This is a genomic window from Halobacillus litoralis, from assembly GCF_020524085.2.
Lineage (GTDB): Bacteria > Bacillota > Bacilli > Bacillales > Halobacillaceae > Halobacillus > Halobacillus litoralis_E.
Genome location: NZ_CP129016.1, coordinates 710,871 through 725,873, shown reverse-complemented (window position 1 = coordinate 725,873; position 15,003 = coordinate 710,871). Strand labels below are relative to the sequence as shown.

Sequence of the window (15,003 nt, the reverse complement as noted above, 5' to 3'; positions counted from 1 at the left end):
GTCGAATGATTATGGGTAAATATTTTGGCACAGACGGCGTACGAGGCGTCGCGAATAAGGAATTAACACCGGAGCTTGCATTTAAACTGGGCCGTTACGGCGGTTATGTCGTTACTAAAGGTGTCGAACGTCCGAAGGTTTTGATTGGACGTGACACAAGAATCTCTGGTGAGATGCTTGAAGGTGCACTCGCTGCCGGGTTATTGTCAATTGGTGCAGAGGTCATGCGTCTTGGGGTCATCTCCACACCAGGCGTGGCTTTTTTAACAAAAGCATTGCAGGCAGAAGCGGGAATTATGATTTCTGCCTCCCACAACCCTGTTGAAGATAATGGCATCAAATTCTTCGGTCCAGATGGTTTTAAGTTGACTGATGATCAAGAACAGGAAATTGAAGCATTGATTGATGCAGAGCAAGATGACCTTCCAAGGCCTTCAGGAGCGGATCTTGGACAAATCAATGATTACTTTGAGGGTGGGCAGAAGTACTTGCAACACTTGAAGCAAACCGTTGATTATGATTTTGAAGGACTCCATATCGCACTCGATTGTGCTCACGGAGCCACTTCATCTCTGGCATCCCACTTGTTTGCAGATCTTGAAGCGGACATTTCTTCAATTGGATCTTCCCCGGATGGTCTGAACATTAATGATGGTGTCGGTTCTACACACCCAGAGCCATTGCAAGACCTTGTGAAAGAGAAAAAAGCGGATGTAGGACTTGCTTTTGATGGAGACGGTGATCGTCTAATTGCGGTTGATGAAAAAGGGAATATCGTGGACGGAGACAAAATCATGTACATTTGTGCCAAGCACATGAATGAAAATGGTACGTTGAATAACTCGACAGTGGTCTCTACAGTCATGAGTAACCTTGGTTTCTATAAAGCAGTAGAAGCGAATGGAATGAAGAGTGATAAGACAGCCGTAGGTGATCGCTATGTCATGGAGGAAATGCGCCGCGGTAGTTATAACCTTGGTGGGGAACAATCCGGACATATCATCTTCCTTGATTACAACACAACGGGTGACGGTATGCTGTCGGCTCTTCAACTGGTTAACGTTATGAAAGAGACAGGAAAACCACTCTCAGAGCTTGCCGGTGAAATGGAAAAGTTCCCTCAAGTATTGAAGAATGTCCGTGTCATTGATAAAAATAAAGTTCAAACGCACCCTAGAATCCATGAAGCCATCCAGGCTGTAGAAGAGGAGATGGGTGAAAGTGGACGAGTTCTTGTACGCCCTTCCGGTACAGAACCTTTAGTAAGAATTATGGTGGAAGCACCGACGGAAGAACAGTGCGAAGAGTATTGTGATAAAGTTGTCCAAGTCGTTGAAGAAGAGCTTGGTTTGAAGGAGTAATTTCAGGGCTTGCGCAGGTCGCACATGGGGGTGATCTGCGCATATCCTATTACAGGGCCCTTACATTTCTGTAACGGTTACAATTTTTATTGACCCATCTGAGTGGTCTGTGTAAAATTGAACATGTCCTTGAGAAAAATGTCGAAATTCAAGTTTAAGAAAGCTTACAACTGGAAAACAGACAAGAAGGACTTTATTTTGAAATAGTTAAGGAGGATCGAGGTCATTCCTTATTTATAAAGCGCCAGGACTGTGTGCTACGTCTTAATGAACACAGTTGACGAGGTGGGGGTTCATCGAGTTTTCGGCGGATGCCTCCCGGTTGCCACACTTCAACCGAATGTCCGAATGTAAAACGGGAAGGTGACTTTCCGTACAAAACATTCAGGACGAAGTGATCAAATAAAGAATAACGGGAGAGGGGCAGCGGAATGTCCCTTGGAAGTCTAAAGAGCATTCGTTGCCCTTCTCCGATAATAGGAGGACAACAATTATGTGTGGAATTGTAGGATATATTGGACAGAATGATACAAAAGAGATTTTATTGAATGGTTTGGAAAAGCTTGAATACCGCGGCTATGATTCAGCTGGAATCGCAACATTGAACGATAATGGGGTGGAAGTGACGAAAGTAAAAGGTCGTATTGCATCCTTGCGTGAGGCTGTCGATGAAAATGTCAAAGCGACACACGGCATCGGACATACACGCTGGGCGACGCACGGCGCTCCTAGCGAAGAAAACGCCCACCCGCACCAAAGTACTTCCGGACGCTTCACAATCGTTCACAATGGTGTCATTGAGAACTATGTGGACGTTCGTGATGAATACCTGAGCGACGTAGAGTTCAAGAGTGAAACAGATACAGAAATCATCGTTCAATTGATTGAAGTCCTGAATAACGAAATGAACGATGTAGCTGCAGCTTTCCGTAAAGCTGTCGAGCTTCTGACTGGTTCTTATGCGATTGCAATGATCGACCGTGAAGATCACGATACCATTTATGTCGCTAAGAATAAGAGTCCCCTATTAGTAGGAATCGGTGATGACTTCAACGTTGTAGCCAGTGATTCCATGGCGGCTCTTCACGTAACGGATCAATTCCTTGAGCTTGAGGATAAAGAAACCGTCATCGTTCGCCGTGATGGTGTTGAAATCCAAAAGCCGGATGGTACAAAGGTTGAGCGTGAACCATTCACAGCCGAATTGGATACAACAGATATCGAAAAAGGAACGTATCCTCACTTTATGCTGAAAGAGATTGATGAACAGCCGTTCGTCATCCGTAAAATCATTCAGGAATATCAAAATGAGAATGACGAGATCAAGCTGGACCCTGAAATCCGCCAAGCGATGAAAGATTGTGACCGTATTTACATCATCGCTGCAGGTACGAGTTATCATGCGGGACTTTTAGGTAAACAGTTCATTGAAAAACTCGCAAACATTCCAGTAGAAGTTCATGTAGCTAGTGAATTCTCTTATAACATGCCACTTCTTTCTGAGAAACCGTTGTTTGTTTACATTTCTCAAAGTGGTGAAACGGCAGACAGCCGTTCTGTCCTTGTCCAAACAAAAGAACTTGGCCACCCGGCGCTGACAATCACGAACGTGCCAGGGTCCACCCTTTCCCGTGAAGCAGACTATACGATGCACCTGCACGCAGGACCAGAAATTGCTGTAGCTTCTACAAAAGCTTATACAGCGCAAATGGCTGTCCTTGCAATTCTAGCTGTCGATACAGCACGTGCGAAGGGCATTGAACTTAGTTTCGACCCTATGCAGGAGCTTGGAATTGTGGCAACTGCTATGGAAGCTTTAACTGATCAAAAAGAGAAGTTGGAAGACTTGGCACGCGAGTATCTATCAACAACTCGTAACTGCTTCTTCATCGGCCGTGGCATCGACTATTACGTCGGATTGGAAGGCTCTCTGAAGTTAAAAGAGATCTCTTACATTCAGGCGGAAGGTTTCGCTGGTGGCGAATTGAAGCACGGAACGATCGCTTTGATTGAAGATGGTACGCCCGTTATTGCTCTTGCAACTCAGAAAAATGTCAACTACTCCATCCGTGGAAATGTCCAGGAAGTGGAGGCGCGTGGCGCAAACAGCATGATCATCAGCATGGAAGGCTTGAATAAAGATGGCGATGCTTTCGTTATTCCACATGTACATGATCTGATGACACCACTTGTTTCCGTCATTCCATTGCAGCTGATTTCTTACTATGCAGCGCTTCACCGTGACTGTGATGTAGATAAACCACGTAACCTTGCCAAGAGTGTTACGGTAGAATAAAGATTCGAAAAGCTGGCATCCCGTTGAGGATGTCAGCTTTTTTACTTCCTTGCCTCTGGATAGGGGATAGATAACCTGGGGAAAATACATCTATCAGATGCAGTTAGAGGTGTTTGTATGAAGAAATATACAATGGCTTTATTAATCACCTGTTTGTTGGCTGTTCATCCGTCCGCATATGCTCAAGTGGACCAGCCCAAACCCCTTGAAGAGTTCTATGCTGAATATGGATATAAGTCTTTGGAGGAAGCAGTCGAAGAATTTGAACAGCAAATGAATAAGAGAGTACCTTTTCCTGAAAAACTTCCGTCTTTGACGTTTACGCACGTATTGGCCAAGGTTAATCGGTTAGGTGGATACAAGAATGTGGAATTAAATGTGGAGTACTTGAATGAGCATGTACCGGAAAATCACTTTAATTTAGATATCCGCCCTGCAGAAAATAAATTATTTATTCATGAGAAGCGAATCATAGAAAAGGTGAGGTTGAAGACTGGAGGGAAAGGAATTTTCGTGAAAGTCCCGGGTTTTCACGTGTTCGTTTTTGAAACGGAGCATTGGCAGTACAGGTTGAGTATGGATCAACGCGTTTCTGATCACTTTTTCCCTGATGAATTAGTGGAAATCGCCAATTCCATCGATCGTGAATGATCGTGGGGGAGGGGTATGATTTTAAGGTTAAACAAAAAGGAGGCGTTCCAAAACGCCTCCTTTTTGCATGGTGTTACTCTATTCTCCAAACATATACGTCTTATGGTGATAGGATATGGAAAAAGCAATGCCGAGCGCCATCAAGTTACCGAGCAAAGCGCTGCCCCCATAACTAATGAACGGCAGTGGAATTCCCGTAATCGGCAGCAGCTGCACAGACATCCCAATGTTCTGGAAAACGTGGAAAGCAATCATGCTGATAATCCCAACCATCACATACGAGCTGTAGTTGCTGTTCGCTTTAAAAGCGATGGTCGTGAAGCGGTAGATCAACAGAAAGAACAGGATGATGACGATACAAGAACCGAGAAAGCCGTATTCTTCTGCGATGATACTAAAAATGAAGTCGGTTTGGGCTTCTGGTAAATAAACTTCCCGCTCGCCGAACCCTTTTCCATACAGCTGGCCGGAACCAATTGCTCTCATCGCTTTGACGAGATGGTATCCAGAAGAGTCTTCATACTTGGTCGGCTGGAACCAGGAGTAGATCCGACCGAGCTGGTACTCTTTCACACCTAAATACCGGTCAAGAATCTCAGGTGCTTTCAAAGCAAGCCAGATCAACCCTGTCCCAAGAGCTGAGATTATGGTGAAAATAGGTAATATGATTTTCCATGAAATTCCTGAAATCAGGACGAATCCTGCTAAGATGGCGATAAACACAAGGCTTGTCCCTAAATCAGGCTGCTGCATAATCAAAAGAACAGGAAGGCCGGTAACCGCTCCTAGTTTCAACAGTAGGAAAAAGTCCATTTTGACCGATGAACGGTGCTTTTGATTATGATCAACGGCAATTCGCCCAAGGGCAAGAATGGTGAATATCTTTACAAGCTCTGCAGGTTGCAAAGACAATCCCGGCATGGCAAACCAACTCTTCTGCCCTTTGATGACAGGAGCGATGGATGGTGGAGCCACAATTAAGGCGATTAAAAGGATGATGCCGAAACCATATAAGTACCAGCTGATCTTCTTGAAATCTTCGGGGTCGACAAGAAGCATAAAGCCGATGACGATGCCACCAAGTCCATACCAGACCAACTGTTTAAGTACAAAGTTATCATTATATTGAGTGCTTTGCTGGGCACTGAAAAGAGCGACTGCGCTGACGGCTATGAAACAACACATAATAAAAAAGAGCTGCCAATCGAATCTTTCTTCGAATTTCATTTTTGGTTATACATCCTCTCATGTTGGCGAAGCAAAAAAGCGTGCTGTTGACTATTATAAGCACATGTAACACGTTTGAAAAGTGAACTCTTCCTTATTCTTCGATTATAAAGGATTCTTTTCTTTCTTGGACATGAAAATGTAACACTTTTGTATCAATAAACGACCTATTTTTGAAGGATCAGTTCCGGGATGATCGGAGGTTGTCTGACGTATTGGAAGGCAGGAAGAGTGGGAAATACTTGCTTTCCTGCGAAATAGTGGAGATTTTCCCACCCGATTCGATACAAGTAAAAAACGATTCTTTATACCCAGTAGGGGAATCTTCCGATATCGTTTAATAAGTCATATAAATCGTTTAAAGAATAAAAAAATCACCAAAAGAACGGTGATTGGGGGCGTGCATATTTTAGAAACAGGTAAAGAGTCGCTGGATTCTCATATATTTATATAGTGTTCTTGCGTGACGACCCTCTGTGGTATAAGGGTTCTGTAATCTTTCAAGCTGGTTGATGAATTCAAGATCACAAGCGCAATAATCTCTGCGGCGACGATAACATTCATCATGAGCTTTGCAGGCCGCATCAACGGCATTGACTGGTTCTCCAGGGCCGCTGCATCCTGGCCCACAGTAGTTGTAGCCGGGAAAGACACAGAACCCGGGTCTGCGTACCGGTCCTCTTCTTCTATACATGTGGTTCTCCTCCATCCAAAAGATTGGCTACAACTATTCTATGATGAGGCTACGAGTTTGGTATGGTCTCGTACCCTTACTAGTTTTATAAAACCCTCTTTTGAGTTACATACTAAACAATAACAAGATAGGAGGAGCTAGGATGGCCCACGAAAAATACCAAAACCTTATCCAAAAGCTTCACGCTTGTATGGAAGCATGTAACCATTGTTATGACGCTTGTTTGCAAGAGGAAGATGTAAAAATGATGGCCGAATGTATTCGGACCGACCGTGAATGTGCTGATATTTGTGGTTACTTAGAACAATCCATTTCTAGAAACTCACCGTTTGTTTCTGAGTTAGCAGGGGTTTGCGCGAAAATTTGCCAGGCTTGTGGAGATGAATGCAAGAAACATGATCATCAGCACTGCCAGGATTGTGCCAAAGCTTGCTATGATTGTGCGGAAGCGTGGAAACAGGTAGCGTAATTGCCGAGCCCCTGAGTGCAGGGGCTTTTTTTAATCTTTATATTGCATATATAAGCATATGCTTATATTATGATGGAGGGTGAGGTGATTCTGATGGAAAAGACAATCGTTGAGTTGGAACAAGCCGCACAAACGTTGAAGCTTTTAGGAGATAAAACGCGGTTGACCATTCTTGGTTTGGTGAAAGATAGTGAATGTTGTGTTTGTGAGTTTGTGGAAGTGTTGCAAATGAGTCAGCCTTCAATCAGTCAGCATCTGAGAAAGCTGCGTGATGCTGGTCTTGTAAAAGAGCAACGAAGAGGGCAGTGGATTTTCTATTCGTTGAACAGGGAACATGCCACATATCCCATCATCCAACAGGTTCTGGAGCAGATCCCGGACCAAAAAGAGAAACTGACAGCATTGGAAGAAGCGGGATTGCGGATCCAATGCGATAGCTAGGGGGATTGTTTTTTGAGTTTAGCACTGATTGCTACGATTATTTTTGTACTTACGCTCGTCTTTGTCATTTGGCAGCCTAAGAATCTTGGAATTGGTTGGTCCGCGTGTGCGGGTGCCATTCTTGCTCTGATTTTTGGTGTTGTTGATTTTCAAGACGTCCTTGCCGTTACCGACATTGTCTGGAACGCAACGTTAGCCTTTATTGCGATTATTATTATTTCATTGATTCTAGATGAGATTGGATTTTTCGAATGGGCGGCTCTTCACATGGCCCGTGTAGCCAAGGGTGACGGAAAGCGGATGTTCGTTTACGTGACCTTACTTGGAGCGGTCGTTGCAGCACTGTTCGCAAATGACGGAGCGGCCTTGATATTAACGCCGATTGTTCTTGCGATGGTTAGGAATTTGAACTTCAAGGAAGCTATGATTTTACCGTTCATTATGGCAAGTGGTTTCATTGCTGATACGACATCTTTGCCATTGATTGTCAGTAACCTTGTGAACATTGTATCTGCAGACTTTTTTGATATTGGTTTTGTAGAGTATGCGTCACGCATGATTGTCCCGAACCTGTTCTCACTCGCTGCAAGTATTCTTGTTTTATTCTTATTTTTCCGTAAGAGTATTCCTGATCATTACGATTTATCTCAATTGAAAAAGCCGAAGGAAGCCATACAGGATAAAAAGATGTTCCGCATGTCGTGGGGCGTTCTTGCTGTTCTGTTGATTGGATATTTCGCAAGTGAGCCTTTGGGGATTCCTGTTTCCATTATTGCCGGTATTGTCGCGGTCTTTTTCCTATTGATGGCAAGAAGGAGTGCAGCCGTTCAGACAGGAGAAGTGATCAAAGGTGCTCCATGGGCGATTGTCTTCTTCTCTGTCGGGATGTATGTGGTTGTTTACGGACTTCGAAATGTTGGCTTGACTGATATCCTTGCGAATGTCATTCAATATACAGCTGATCAAGGCTTGTTCACAGCGACAGTTTCAATGGGATTCATTGCGGCCATTCTTTCTTCCATCATGAATAACATGCCAACCGTAATGATTGATGCTCTTGCCATTGCTGATACGAATACGGCAGGAACGATGAGAGAAGCCCTCATTTATGCCAATGTCATCGGATCAGACCTTGGGCCGAAGATTACACCAATCGGGTCTCTAGCGACCTTATTATGGCTTCACGTTTTATCTACAAAAGGCTTCAAAATTTCATGGGGATACTACTTTAAAGTCGGAATCATCCTAACCGTACCGACCTTATTCATCACGCTCGTCGGGCTATATCTATGGTTATTACTACTTTAATTTTTATAAACAAAAGGAGAAATGCTACATGTCTAACAAACCAGTCATCTATTTTCTATGCACAGGGAACTCTTGCCGCAGCCAAATGGCAGAAGGGTTCGGAAAGAAATACTTGAGCGATAAGTATGAGGTGAAATCTGCAGGGATTGAAGCGCACGGATTGAACCCGAATGCTGTTAAAGCGATGAATGAAGTGGATGTAGATATTACAGATCAAACATCTGACATTATCGACCCGGATATTCTTAATAACGCTGAATACGCCATTACCCTTTGTGGAGATGCGAACGATAAGTGTCCAATGACCCCTCCACATGTTAATCGATTCCACTGGGGATTCGATGATCCGGCGAAAGCGGAAGGAACGGAAGAAGAGAAGTGGGCATTCTTCCAGCGTGTGCGTAACGAAATCGAAGCACGTATCCAGAAGTTCGCTGAAACTGGTGAGTGAAAAAACACCGGAAGCTGAACTGAATATAGTGGAAATAGGCATGACTCGCATGAAATAAGGTTATACCTCTAAGGAGGAGACCTTTTGCTTAAGGAGGAGTTTGAATGGCTTATAAATCCATTATTCTAGGCACAGGACCTGCCGGACTGACGGCAGCAGTATATTTAGCAAGAGCGGATATGGAACCGCTCGTCATCGAAGGTCCGGAACCTGGCGGTCAATTGACGCTTACAACGGAAGTAGAGAATTTCCCCGGATTCCCTGATGGCATTATGGGGCCGGAGCTCATGGATAACATGAAAAAGCAGGCAGAACGCTTTGGCGCGACTTTCAAGCGCGGATGGGTGACAGATGTAGAGGTGGGAGAACGTCCATTCAAGCTTCAAGTCGATGGCTTAGGTGAAGTGGAGACGGAAACGTTGATCATCTCTACCGGTGCCTCTGCCAAAATGCTCGGCATTCCAGGTGAAAAGGAAAACCTCGGCAAAGGCGTCAGTACATGTGCGACCTGTGATGGGTTCTTTTTCCGAGGAAAGAAAGTCGTCATCATTGGTGGAGGGGACTCCGCGATGGAAGAAGCGACCTTCCTTACGAAATTTGCGAGCGAAGTGCAAGTAATCCACCGTCGTCATGATCTTCGCGCATCGAAAATCATGCAGACACGTGCGCAAGAAAATGATAAAGTGACGTGGGCGTTGAACAAAACACCGGTCGAAATGGTGTCTGATGGCATGAAGATCAGTGGTATCAAGGTCCGTGACAACGAGTCCGGAGAAGAAGAAGTCATTGAAACCGATGGGATATTCGTTGCGATCGGTCACAATCCGAACACGGAATTTGTGAAAGGGAAGCTGAATATGGATGAAAAAGGCTATATTCTCGTTGATCCCGGGACGACCAACACGAATATTCCAGGCATCTTCGCCTGTGGCGATGTCCAGGATCAGAAATACCGCCAAGCCATAACCGCTGCAGGAACAGGCTGCATGGCAGCCATGGATACGGAGCGTTTCCTTGAAGGAGAAGCGACGATCGACTGGAGCGAAAACTTATCCTAATTACTCGAGTAAGCATCGATCTGTTCTTACAGATCGATGCTTTTTTTGTACCAGAAATAGGTTAGGTCACTTTGAGTGAATCACCTAAATAATGGTGTACCAGGTCATACATATATTGGAAAATGCATTTGAATATATTTTTTGAAAATTAATTCAATATATATTGAATTATAAATTCTACAAGTATAGAATGGTTGCAAGAGGTGATGAAATGGAAGTATTTTCTATGAGTTCAAGAAAAAGAGAGACGTATCATGTAGAAGTGAAGCATTCCCTTTTGTGGGAAGCGGCACTGGGCATCGCTGCCATTACGAACGAACGACTTTTGGACACGCTGGACTATACAGAAAGCCAATGGGAGGGGATTAAACAATCGTTATCTAAGGAAATGCTGGCTCATTTAGAAATGGTCCAGGAGCACAATACGTGGAAAACGATCTTGCTTTTACTTCATGAGAAGGACATGGATTCAGTGGAGGAATTCAACGATTTTTTAATCAATTTAGAGGAAGAAGAGTTTCGATACATGGCTATTCCCTACATAGGAAAGAATCATCAACAAGATCGAAAGCTTGCTTCTCAAGGAGATCAACAAGCCGTGGCGCGTCTTCAAGAAGCATCCAAGGACCATGCCTTCTTTCCGCGTTACATTGCGTACATTAGTCAGGTGGATGTGCAACACTTGAAGAGTCATATCCAGGAGGTGATGACAGGCTGGTATGAATCGGTTATTCAGCCGGAGGAGGAGAAGTTCAAAGGTATTTTAGAACGAGATGCCTTTTCAAAAAATAAACGGCTTGAAAAATTGGAAGCGGAGGATTTTGTGGAGTGGGCGACATCTGGAATCCGTTACACGCCGGAGCCCAGTGTCTATAAAGTCATCATGATTCCTCACTTTATCTATCGTCCGTGGAATGTAGAGGCCGATATTGAAGGGCAGAAAATCTTTTATTACCCTGTAGCCAATGAAAGTATCCACCCTAATGACCCGTATATTCCGGATCAAATGCTCGTTCAGAAGTTCAAGGCGCTGGGAGATGAGAATCGTTTGCGTATGCTAAAGATTTTAATGGATGGAGGTCGTACCCTGAAAGAGATGACCGAGGAGATTGATATGGGTAAAACGACGATTTACCACCATTTGAAGCTGTTGAAATCTGCCCGTCTCATCGTCGCTTATGGTCCGCGGTATCATGTCAGCCCACGGGCGTGGGAAATGCTGCCGAAGGAATTGGAGTTGTTTTTGGGAGCGGAAAAATGAACGGTGCGGAAGCATGGCAGACGGAGAAGAAACCGGCATTCACATCCAATCGTCAGGTCTTCCGTTTCATTGGAGGGAATCTAGTATCTTTTTTCGGGGATCAAATCTACATCATTGCGCTCCCTTTGATGGTGCTGGCTCTCACCGGTTCACCGCTCAGTATGGGAATCGTTGCTGCTATTGAGAGAGTACCTGTTTTGTTACAACCACTTGCAGGTGTGCTTGCGGACCGGTTGAACCGGAAGCGGCTCCTGTTGTTTTGTGATTTTTTCCGTTTTCTTTTACTCGGGAGCATAGGGGCTTTGTTTCTTTACGAAATGATGACCATCTATGTTCTCTACGCGGCGGCCTTCGTCATTGGTCTGCTTGGACAGCTCTATCAAACCTCTCAATTTGCATCGATTCCGAAACTCGTAAGAAAACAGGATCTCGATCTTGTGAATGCATGGAACACGGGAATGTTCCATACGGCTGTCTTTCTTGCCCCGGGGCTGGGCGGCTGGATAGTGGCCATTTACAATCCAGGGGTTGGGATGATCTTAAATAGTTTTTCATTTCTTATTGGCTTTCTAGTAGTTTGGAGTTTGCGGTTGGAAGGAGAGCGGAGGCAAGGGGAGAAGCGTCCATTCACCTAGGACATGAGCGAGGGTTTCCGCTTTGTGATCCATCAGAAACCTCTACTCTATACAAATATCGCTATGTTCTTTTCTGTATTTGGGACGACTCTCTTTTTGACAATGCTGATTGTCCATTTAAAAGCTGACATTGGTTTTTCAGGTGTCTCGATCGGTTGGCTTCTTTCCATTGGCGGCCTAGGAGCCATTGGAGGAGCGGTGCTTTCTCCTGTCCTTAGAAGGAGGGTTACTTATCGCACACTATTATTTGGGTGCGGCGCTCTCGGAGGCCTTTCTATCTTCCTGTTCAGTTTCTATCAATCTTTTACTGCTCTAGCCCTTTTGAACGCTGTCGGAACGATTTGTGCTTCCATCAGCAGTCCATGTATTGTAACGTTAAGGCAAAAGCTGACGCCGGAGCATTTGCTCGGAAGGGTGCAGGCCACGAGCCGTTTCATGACGTGGGCGTTGATGCCTGTGGCTGCTTTGGTAGCTGGACTCATTGGTGAGTACATAAGTACATCCATGACAATCGCGATTGGAGGAAGTGTCTCCACCATCGCTTCTTTCATTTATTTGCATCCTTCATTAAAAAAAGTAGATAGAGAGGAGGGGGCCCATTGATCTGGACGCATGATCAAGGGTTACTATTGAAGCGGACAGACTTTCTTGGAGAAAGGGATTGGCGGGCGGATGACTGCTATAAGTTGATCTTTTCACCCTTTGGGAAAGGTCTCTATCAGACGCCCCGAGGAGATATTTCGATAGAGAAAGAGGGATTTCTTCTTTTCAATCCTGACGATCAACATAAACAACTCAGTGCCACGAAGGAGAAGTTTCTTGTTGAAATTCGTCCGGAATTGCTGCAGGAAGCGGGGATGCAACGATCTGCCCAGTGGTCACCGATCGAATTCGCTACAATAGGTTATAAACACCCACACTTGAACCAGTGGGCTCATTTTGTTCGAGACTTTTTCTTTTATCAAAAGGGAGAAGGAGCACATCTCTTTTTGGATCATAGCCTCATGCAGCTCGCTGTTTTATTGATGGAATATGGTCCAGGGTCTCACCAGTTGGAGTGGCCTATGGTTAACGGGCACGATCCTGTTCACAGGGCCATGAATGCGATGAAGGAGAGCTATAGGGAAGCATGGTCATTAGATGACATGGCGGCCGTCGCCCGCATGAACAAGTTTCAATTTTCCCACGCGTTTAAAAAAGAAACCGGCCTGTCTCCATATTCGTGGCTGCAAGTTTATCGGCTCTTCCGAAGTCAGTCTCCTTTGATGGATACGGATGATTCCGTCTTATCCATTGCCTTGGAACATGGATTTTCCAGTATGACGACATACAATCATCTATTTAAAAGAATCTATCAGAAAACGCCGACGCAGTTTCGAGAGTTTTATAAAATGAACCGTCGTTAAAATTATACTGCCTGTGACAATCATCACTCCGCTCGTAAACATCAGCCACCGGATGGGGATGTAGGTGGATAATAATCCGTAAAGCATTAAGGAGAGCGTATTGGAAGCATACAAAAGGACAGCATTCGTGCTGAACGCTCTTCCCATCTTTTCTTCCGGTACATCAGATTGGATGATGAACACACGAGCGAGACTGGCAACCGGCATGCCGATTCCCACAATAATACAGCCGATGAAAAAGTGTCCCACTCCATAAAAGAAGCCGTAATAAGCAATTCCAGACCCCCAGATCGCAGCCCCCCACGACATAGTGGTAGAGAGAAAATCTTTTAATGAAAAATGGAAGCACCATATTCGTAAGGATGACCGTAGCACCAAATACACCTTGAATCCCACTGTACCACTCTTCACTTTTCGTGCTCATCTCTTCAAGAGCTAACAACATTCCCACTTGCCACACCCAGGTATTAAGAAAAACCGTATAAAATGTAAAGAAAAAAAGTTTTCGAATCGTTGAATGACCAACCATCCATAAGAAGAACTCTTTGATGGACAGGAAGATGGAGCGAATGGTCTGCTTTTTCTTCAACGGTTCTTCCAGGGGTGAGTCGAGACAAGCAGTAAACGCTAATTAAATAGGTGAATGCATCCAAAGTAAAAAAGTGGAGGGCGCCGACCGTGTTCAATAGAGTAATAGCGATAAGCGGAGTCAGGATCGTCACCCCACGTGTGATCGTGTCGTAGAGACTATTAGCCGCTGACCGTTCGTCTTCTGTCGTTACCATTGGAAGAACAGCACGATGTGCAGGATTGAAGAAGCACCCAATCGTTTGTACTAAAAAACTGACGATGATTAACACAGGGTAGGTAAGCAGGTTGAATCCATGTAAGAGGCTGATCGACAACATAAGAGGTACACGAAACAAATCCAGTCTGATCAGTAATTTTTTTCGTGGGAAAGAGTCAGCAATCACTCCGCCGATCAGTCCGAACACCAGGTACGGCACGGTTTCTGCTAGTGCCACTCCGGTCGTGTGGACGTTGGACTCTGTCATGTCATAAGCAAGGAACAAAAAAGCCAGCGCAGACAGCACATCCCCAAGTCTGGAAACTCCACCCCCCAGTAAGTAATACCTTATATTCTTCTGCTTCCATAAAGATCGATACATCAATATTCCTCCTTTTCCACTAAATCTCCCGTTTGTTGAAGACTCAGTTTCGAGACAATTAAGTGGTTCTAGGGGCTCCGGAAAAAGGTTCGCTTTCCATGGGGCGGGCGGTGAGCCTCCTCAGGCTACGCCTTCCGGGGTCTCACCTGTCTCACACGTCCCATAGGAGTCTCACCGTTTCCCTCCGCCCCTTTGCCAAGGAAGATTCTCGAAACCACTCCTAAAAGGGCAGCTCGTATGATTATGGGAAGTGGATGACTAGAACACCTCAACAGTACGTTAAAGCTTGATCCACAGCACTTTACACCTCTAACAGTTGGATAGTGGAAGAACCATCCAACATGGTTGGTACAAGGGTTCGTTTCTCCCTTACATCGAAAGGGGTGGTTGGGAAGCTACGAGACTCCCGCGGGAATGGATGGACTGGCAAGACCCCACAGTGCGAAGCACGAGGAGGCTTGCCGTCATCCCCGCAGGAAAGCGAGTGGCTTCCCGACCACCCCTGACGCCCAACATAGCAACGAACCGCGGAAACATCTCGAAACTGAGTCTTCCACTATCCTGCCATATACTTGA

16 protein-coding genes are annotated in these 15,003 nt (G+C 45.0%); 12 read left to right on the top strand and 4 right to left on the bottom strand.

The window, feature by feature from the left end; genetic code table 11:
- Window positions 1-11 precede the first annotated feature (11 nt).
- From glmM to LC065_RS03750, 3 genes are all read left to right on the top strand, one after another.
- Entirely contained in the window at window positions 12-1,361 is a 1,350-nt protein-coding gene (glmM, locus tag LC065_RS03760) for a phosphoglucosamine mutase (RefSeq protein ID WP_306163938.1), read from the top strand.
- A gap of 493 nt (window positions 1,362-1,854) precedes the next feature.
- Window positions 1,855-3,657 (top strand): glutamine--fructose-6-phosphate transaminase (isomerizing), encoded by a 1,803-nt coding sequence (gene glmS / locus LC065_RS03755; RefSeq protein ID WP_226594393.1) that lies wholly within the window; start codon window positions 1,855-1,857, stop codon window positions 3,655-3,657.
- A 117-nt stretch (window positions 3,658-3,774) separates the two neighbouring features.
- Entirely contained in the window at window positions 3,775-4,308 is a 534-nt protein-coding gene (locus LC065_RS03750; RefSeq protein WP_226594396.1) for a hypothetical protein, read from the top strand.
- 78 nt (window positions 4,309-4,386) lie between these two features.
- On the opposite strand, the gene LC065_RS03745 is transcribed toward LC065_RS03750, so the two are convergent.
- Both LC065_RS03745 and LC065_RS03740 read right to left on the bottom strand, forming a co-directional pair.
- Window positions 4,387-5,535 carry an FtsW/RodA/SpoVE family cell cycle protein gene (locus LC065_RS03745; RefSeq protein WP_226594398.1) on the bottom strand — a complete coding sequence of 383 codons (1,149 nt, stop codon included), beginning with the start codon at window positions 5,533-5,535 and terminating at the stop codon, window positions 4,387-4,389.
- A 409-nt stretch (window positions 5,536-5,944) separates the two neighbouring features.
- Complete coding sequence (locus LC065_RS03740; RefSeq protein ID WP_226594401.1) at window positions 5,945-6,229, bottom strand: phospholipase; 285 nt, start codon at window positions 6,227-6,229, stop codon at window positions 5,945-5,947.
- Between the two features lie 142 nt (window positions 6,230-6,371).
- Here LC065_RS03740 and LC065_RS03735 point away from each other — a divergent pair, with 142 nt between their 5' ends.
- The 9 genes from LC065_RS03735 (at window position 6,372) to LC065_RS03695 (ending at window position 13,258) form a co-directional block, all read left to right on the top strand.
- Window positions 6,372-6,698: a four-helix bundle copper-binding protein gene (locus tag LC065_RS03735; protein WP_226594404.1), complete on the top strand. Its 327-nt coding sequence runs from the start codon at window positions 6,372-6,374 to the stop codon at window positions 6,696-6,698.
- 93 nt (window positions 6,699-6,791) lie between these two features.
- The gene (locus LC065_RS03730; protein WP_226594406.1) at window positions 6,792-7,139 is read left to right on the top strand and encodes an ArsR/SmtB family transcription factor; all 348 of its coding nucleotides are present in this window, start codon (window positions 6,792-6,794) and stop codon (window positions 7,137-7,139) included.
- A gap of 12 nt (window positions 7,140-7,151) precedes the next feature.
- Window positions 7,152-8,447 (top strand): arsenic transporter, encoded by a 1,296-nt coding sequence (locus tag LC065_RS03725; RefSeq protein WP_226594408.1) that lies wholly within the window; start codon window positions 7,152-7,154, stop codon window positions 8,445-8,447.
- A gap of 28 nt (window positions 8,448-8,475) precedes the next feature.
- Window positions 8,476-8,898, top strand: coding sequence for an arsenate reductase (thioredoxin) (arsC, locus tag LC065_RS03720; RefSeq protein ID WP_226594410.1), 423 nt, complete (start codon window positions 8,476-8,478; stop codon window positions 8,896-8,898).
- Window positions 8,899-9,002: 104 nt separating this feature from the next.
- The gene (gene trxB, locus LC065_RS03715) at window positions 9,003-9,956 is read left to right on the top strand and encodes a thioredoxin-disulfide reductase (protein WP_226594412.1); all 954 of its coding nucleotides are present in this window, start codon (window positions 9,003-9,005) and stop codon (window positions 9,954-9,956) included.
- Between the two features lie 211 nt (window positions 9,957-10,167).
- On the top strand, window positions 10,168-11,217 hold the full coding sequence (locus tag LC065_RS03710) for an ArsR/SmtB family transcription factor (RefSeq protein ID WP_226594414.1): 1,050 nt from the start codon (window positions 10,168-10,170) through the stop codon (window positions 11,215-11,217).
- Window positions 11,214-11,852: an MFS transporter gene (locus tag LC065_RS03705; RefSeq protein ID WP_306163763.1), complete on the top strand. Its 639-nt coding sequence runs from the start codon at window positions 11,214-11,216 to the stop codon at window positions 11,850-11,852. The genes LC065_RS03710 and LC065_RS03705 overlap by 4 nt, the downstream gene beginning before the upstream one ends.
- A gap of 3 nt (window positions 11,853-11,855) precedes the next feature.
- Window positions 11,856-12,455: an MFS transporter gene (locus tag LC065_RS03700; protein WP_306163762.1), complete on the top strand. Its 600-nt coding sequence runs from the start codon at window positions 11,856-11,858 to the stop codon at window positions 12,453-12,455.
- Entirely contained in the window at window positions 12,452-13,258 is an 807-nt protein-coding gene (locus LC065_RS03695) for a helix-turn-helix domain-containing protein (protein WP_226594418.1), read from the top strand. Before LC065_RS03700 ends, LC065_RS03695 begins: the two co-directional genes overlap by 4 nt.
- Here LC065_RS03695 and LC065_RS03690 read toward each other — a convergent pair.
- Together LC065_RS03690 and LC065_RS03685 are read right to left on the bottom strand one after the other, a co-directional pair.
- The gene (locus tag LC065_RS03690; RefSeq protein ID WP_306163761.1) at window positions 13,190-13,633 is read right to left on the bottom strand and encodes an MFS transporter; all 444 of its coding nucleotides are present in this window, start codon (window positions 13,631-13,633) and stop codon (window positions 13,190-13,192) included. The genes LC065_RS03695 and LC065_RS03690 overlap by 69 nt on opposite strands.
- Window positions 13,634-13,725: 92 nt before the next feature.
- Window positions 13,726-14,427: an MFS transporter gene (locus LC065_RS03685; RefSeq protein ID WP_306163760.1), complete on the bottom strand. Its 702-nt coding sequence runs from the start codon at window positions 14,425-14,427 to the stop codon at window positions 13,726-13,728.
- Window positions 14,428-15,003 lie beyond the last annotated feature (576 nt).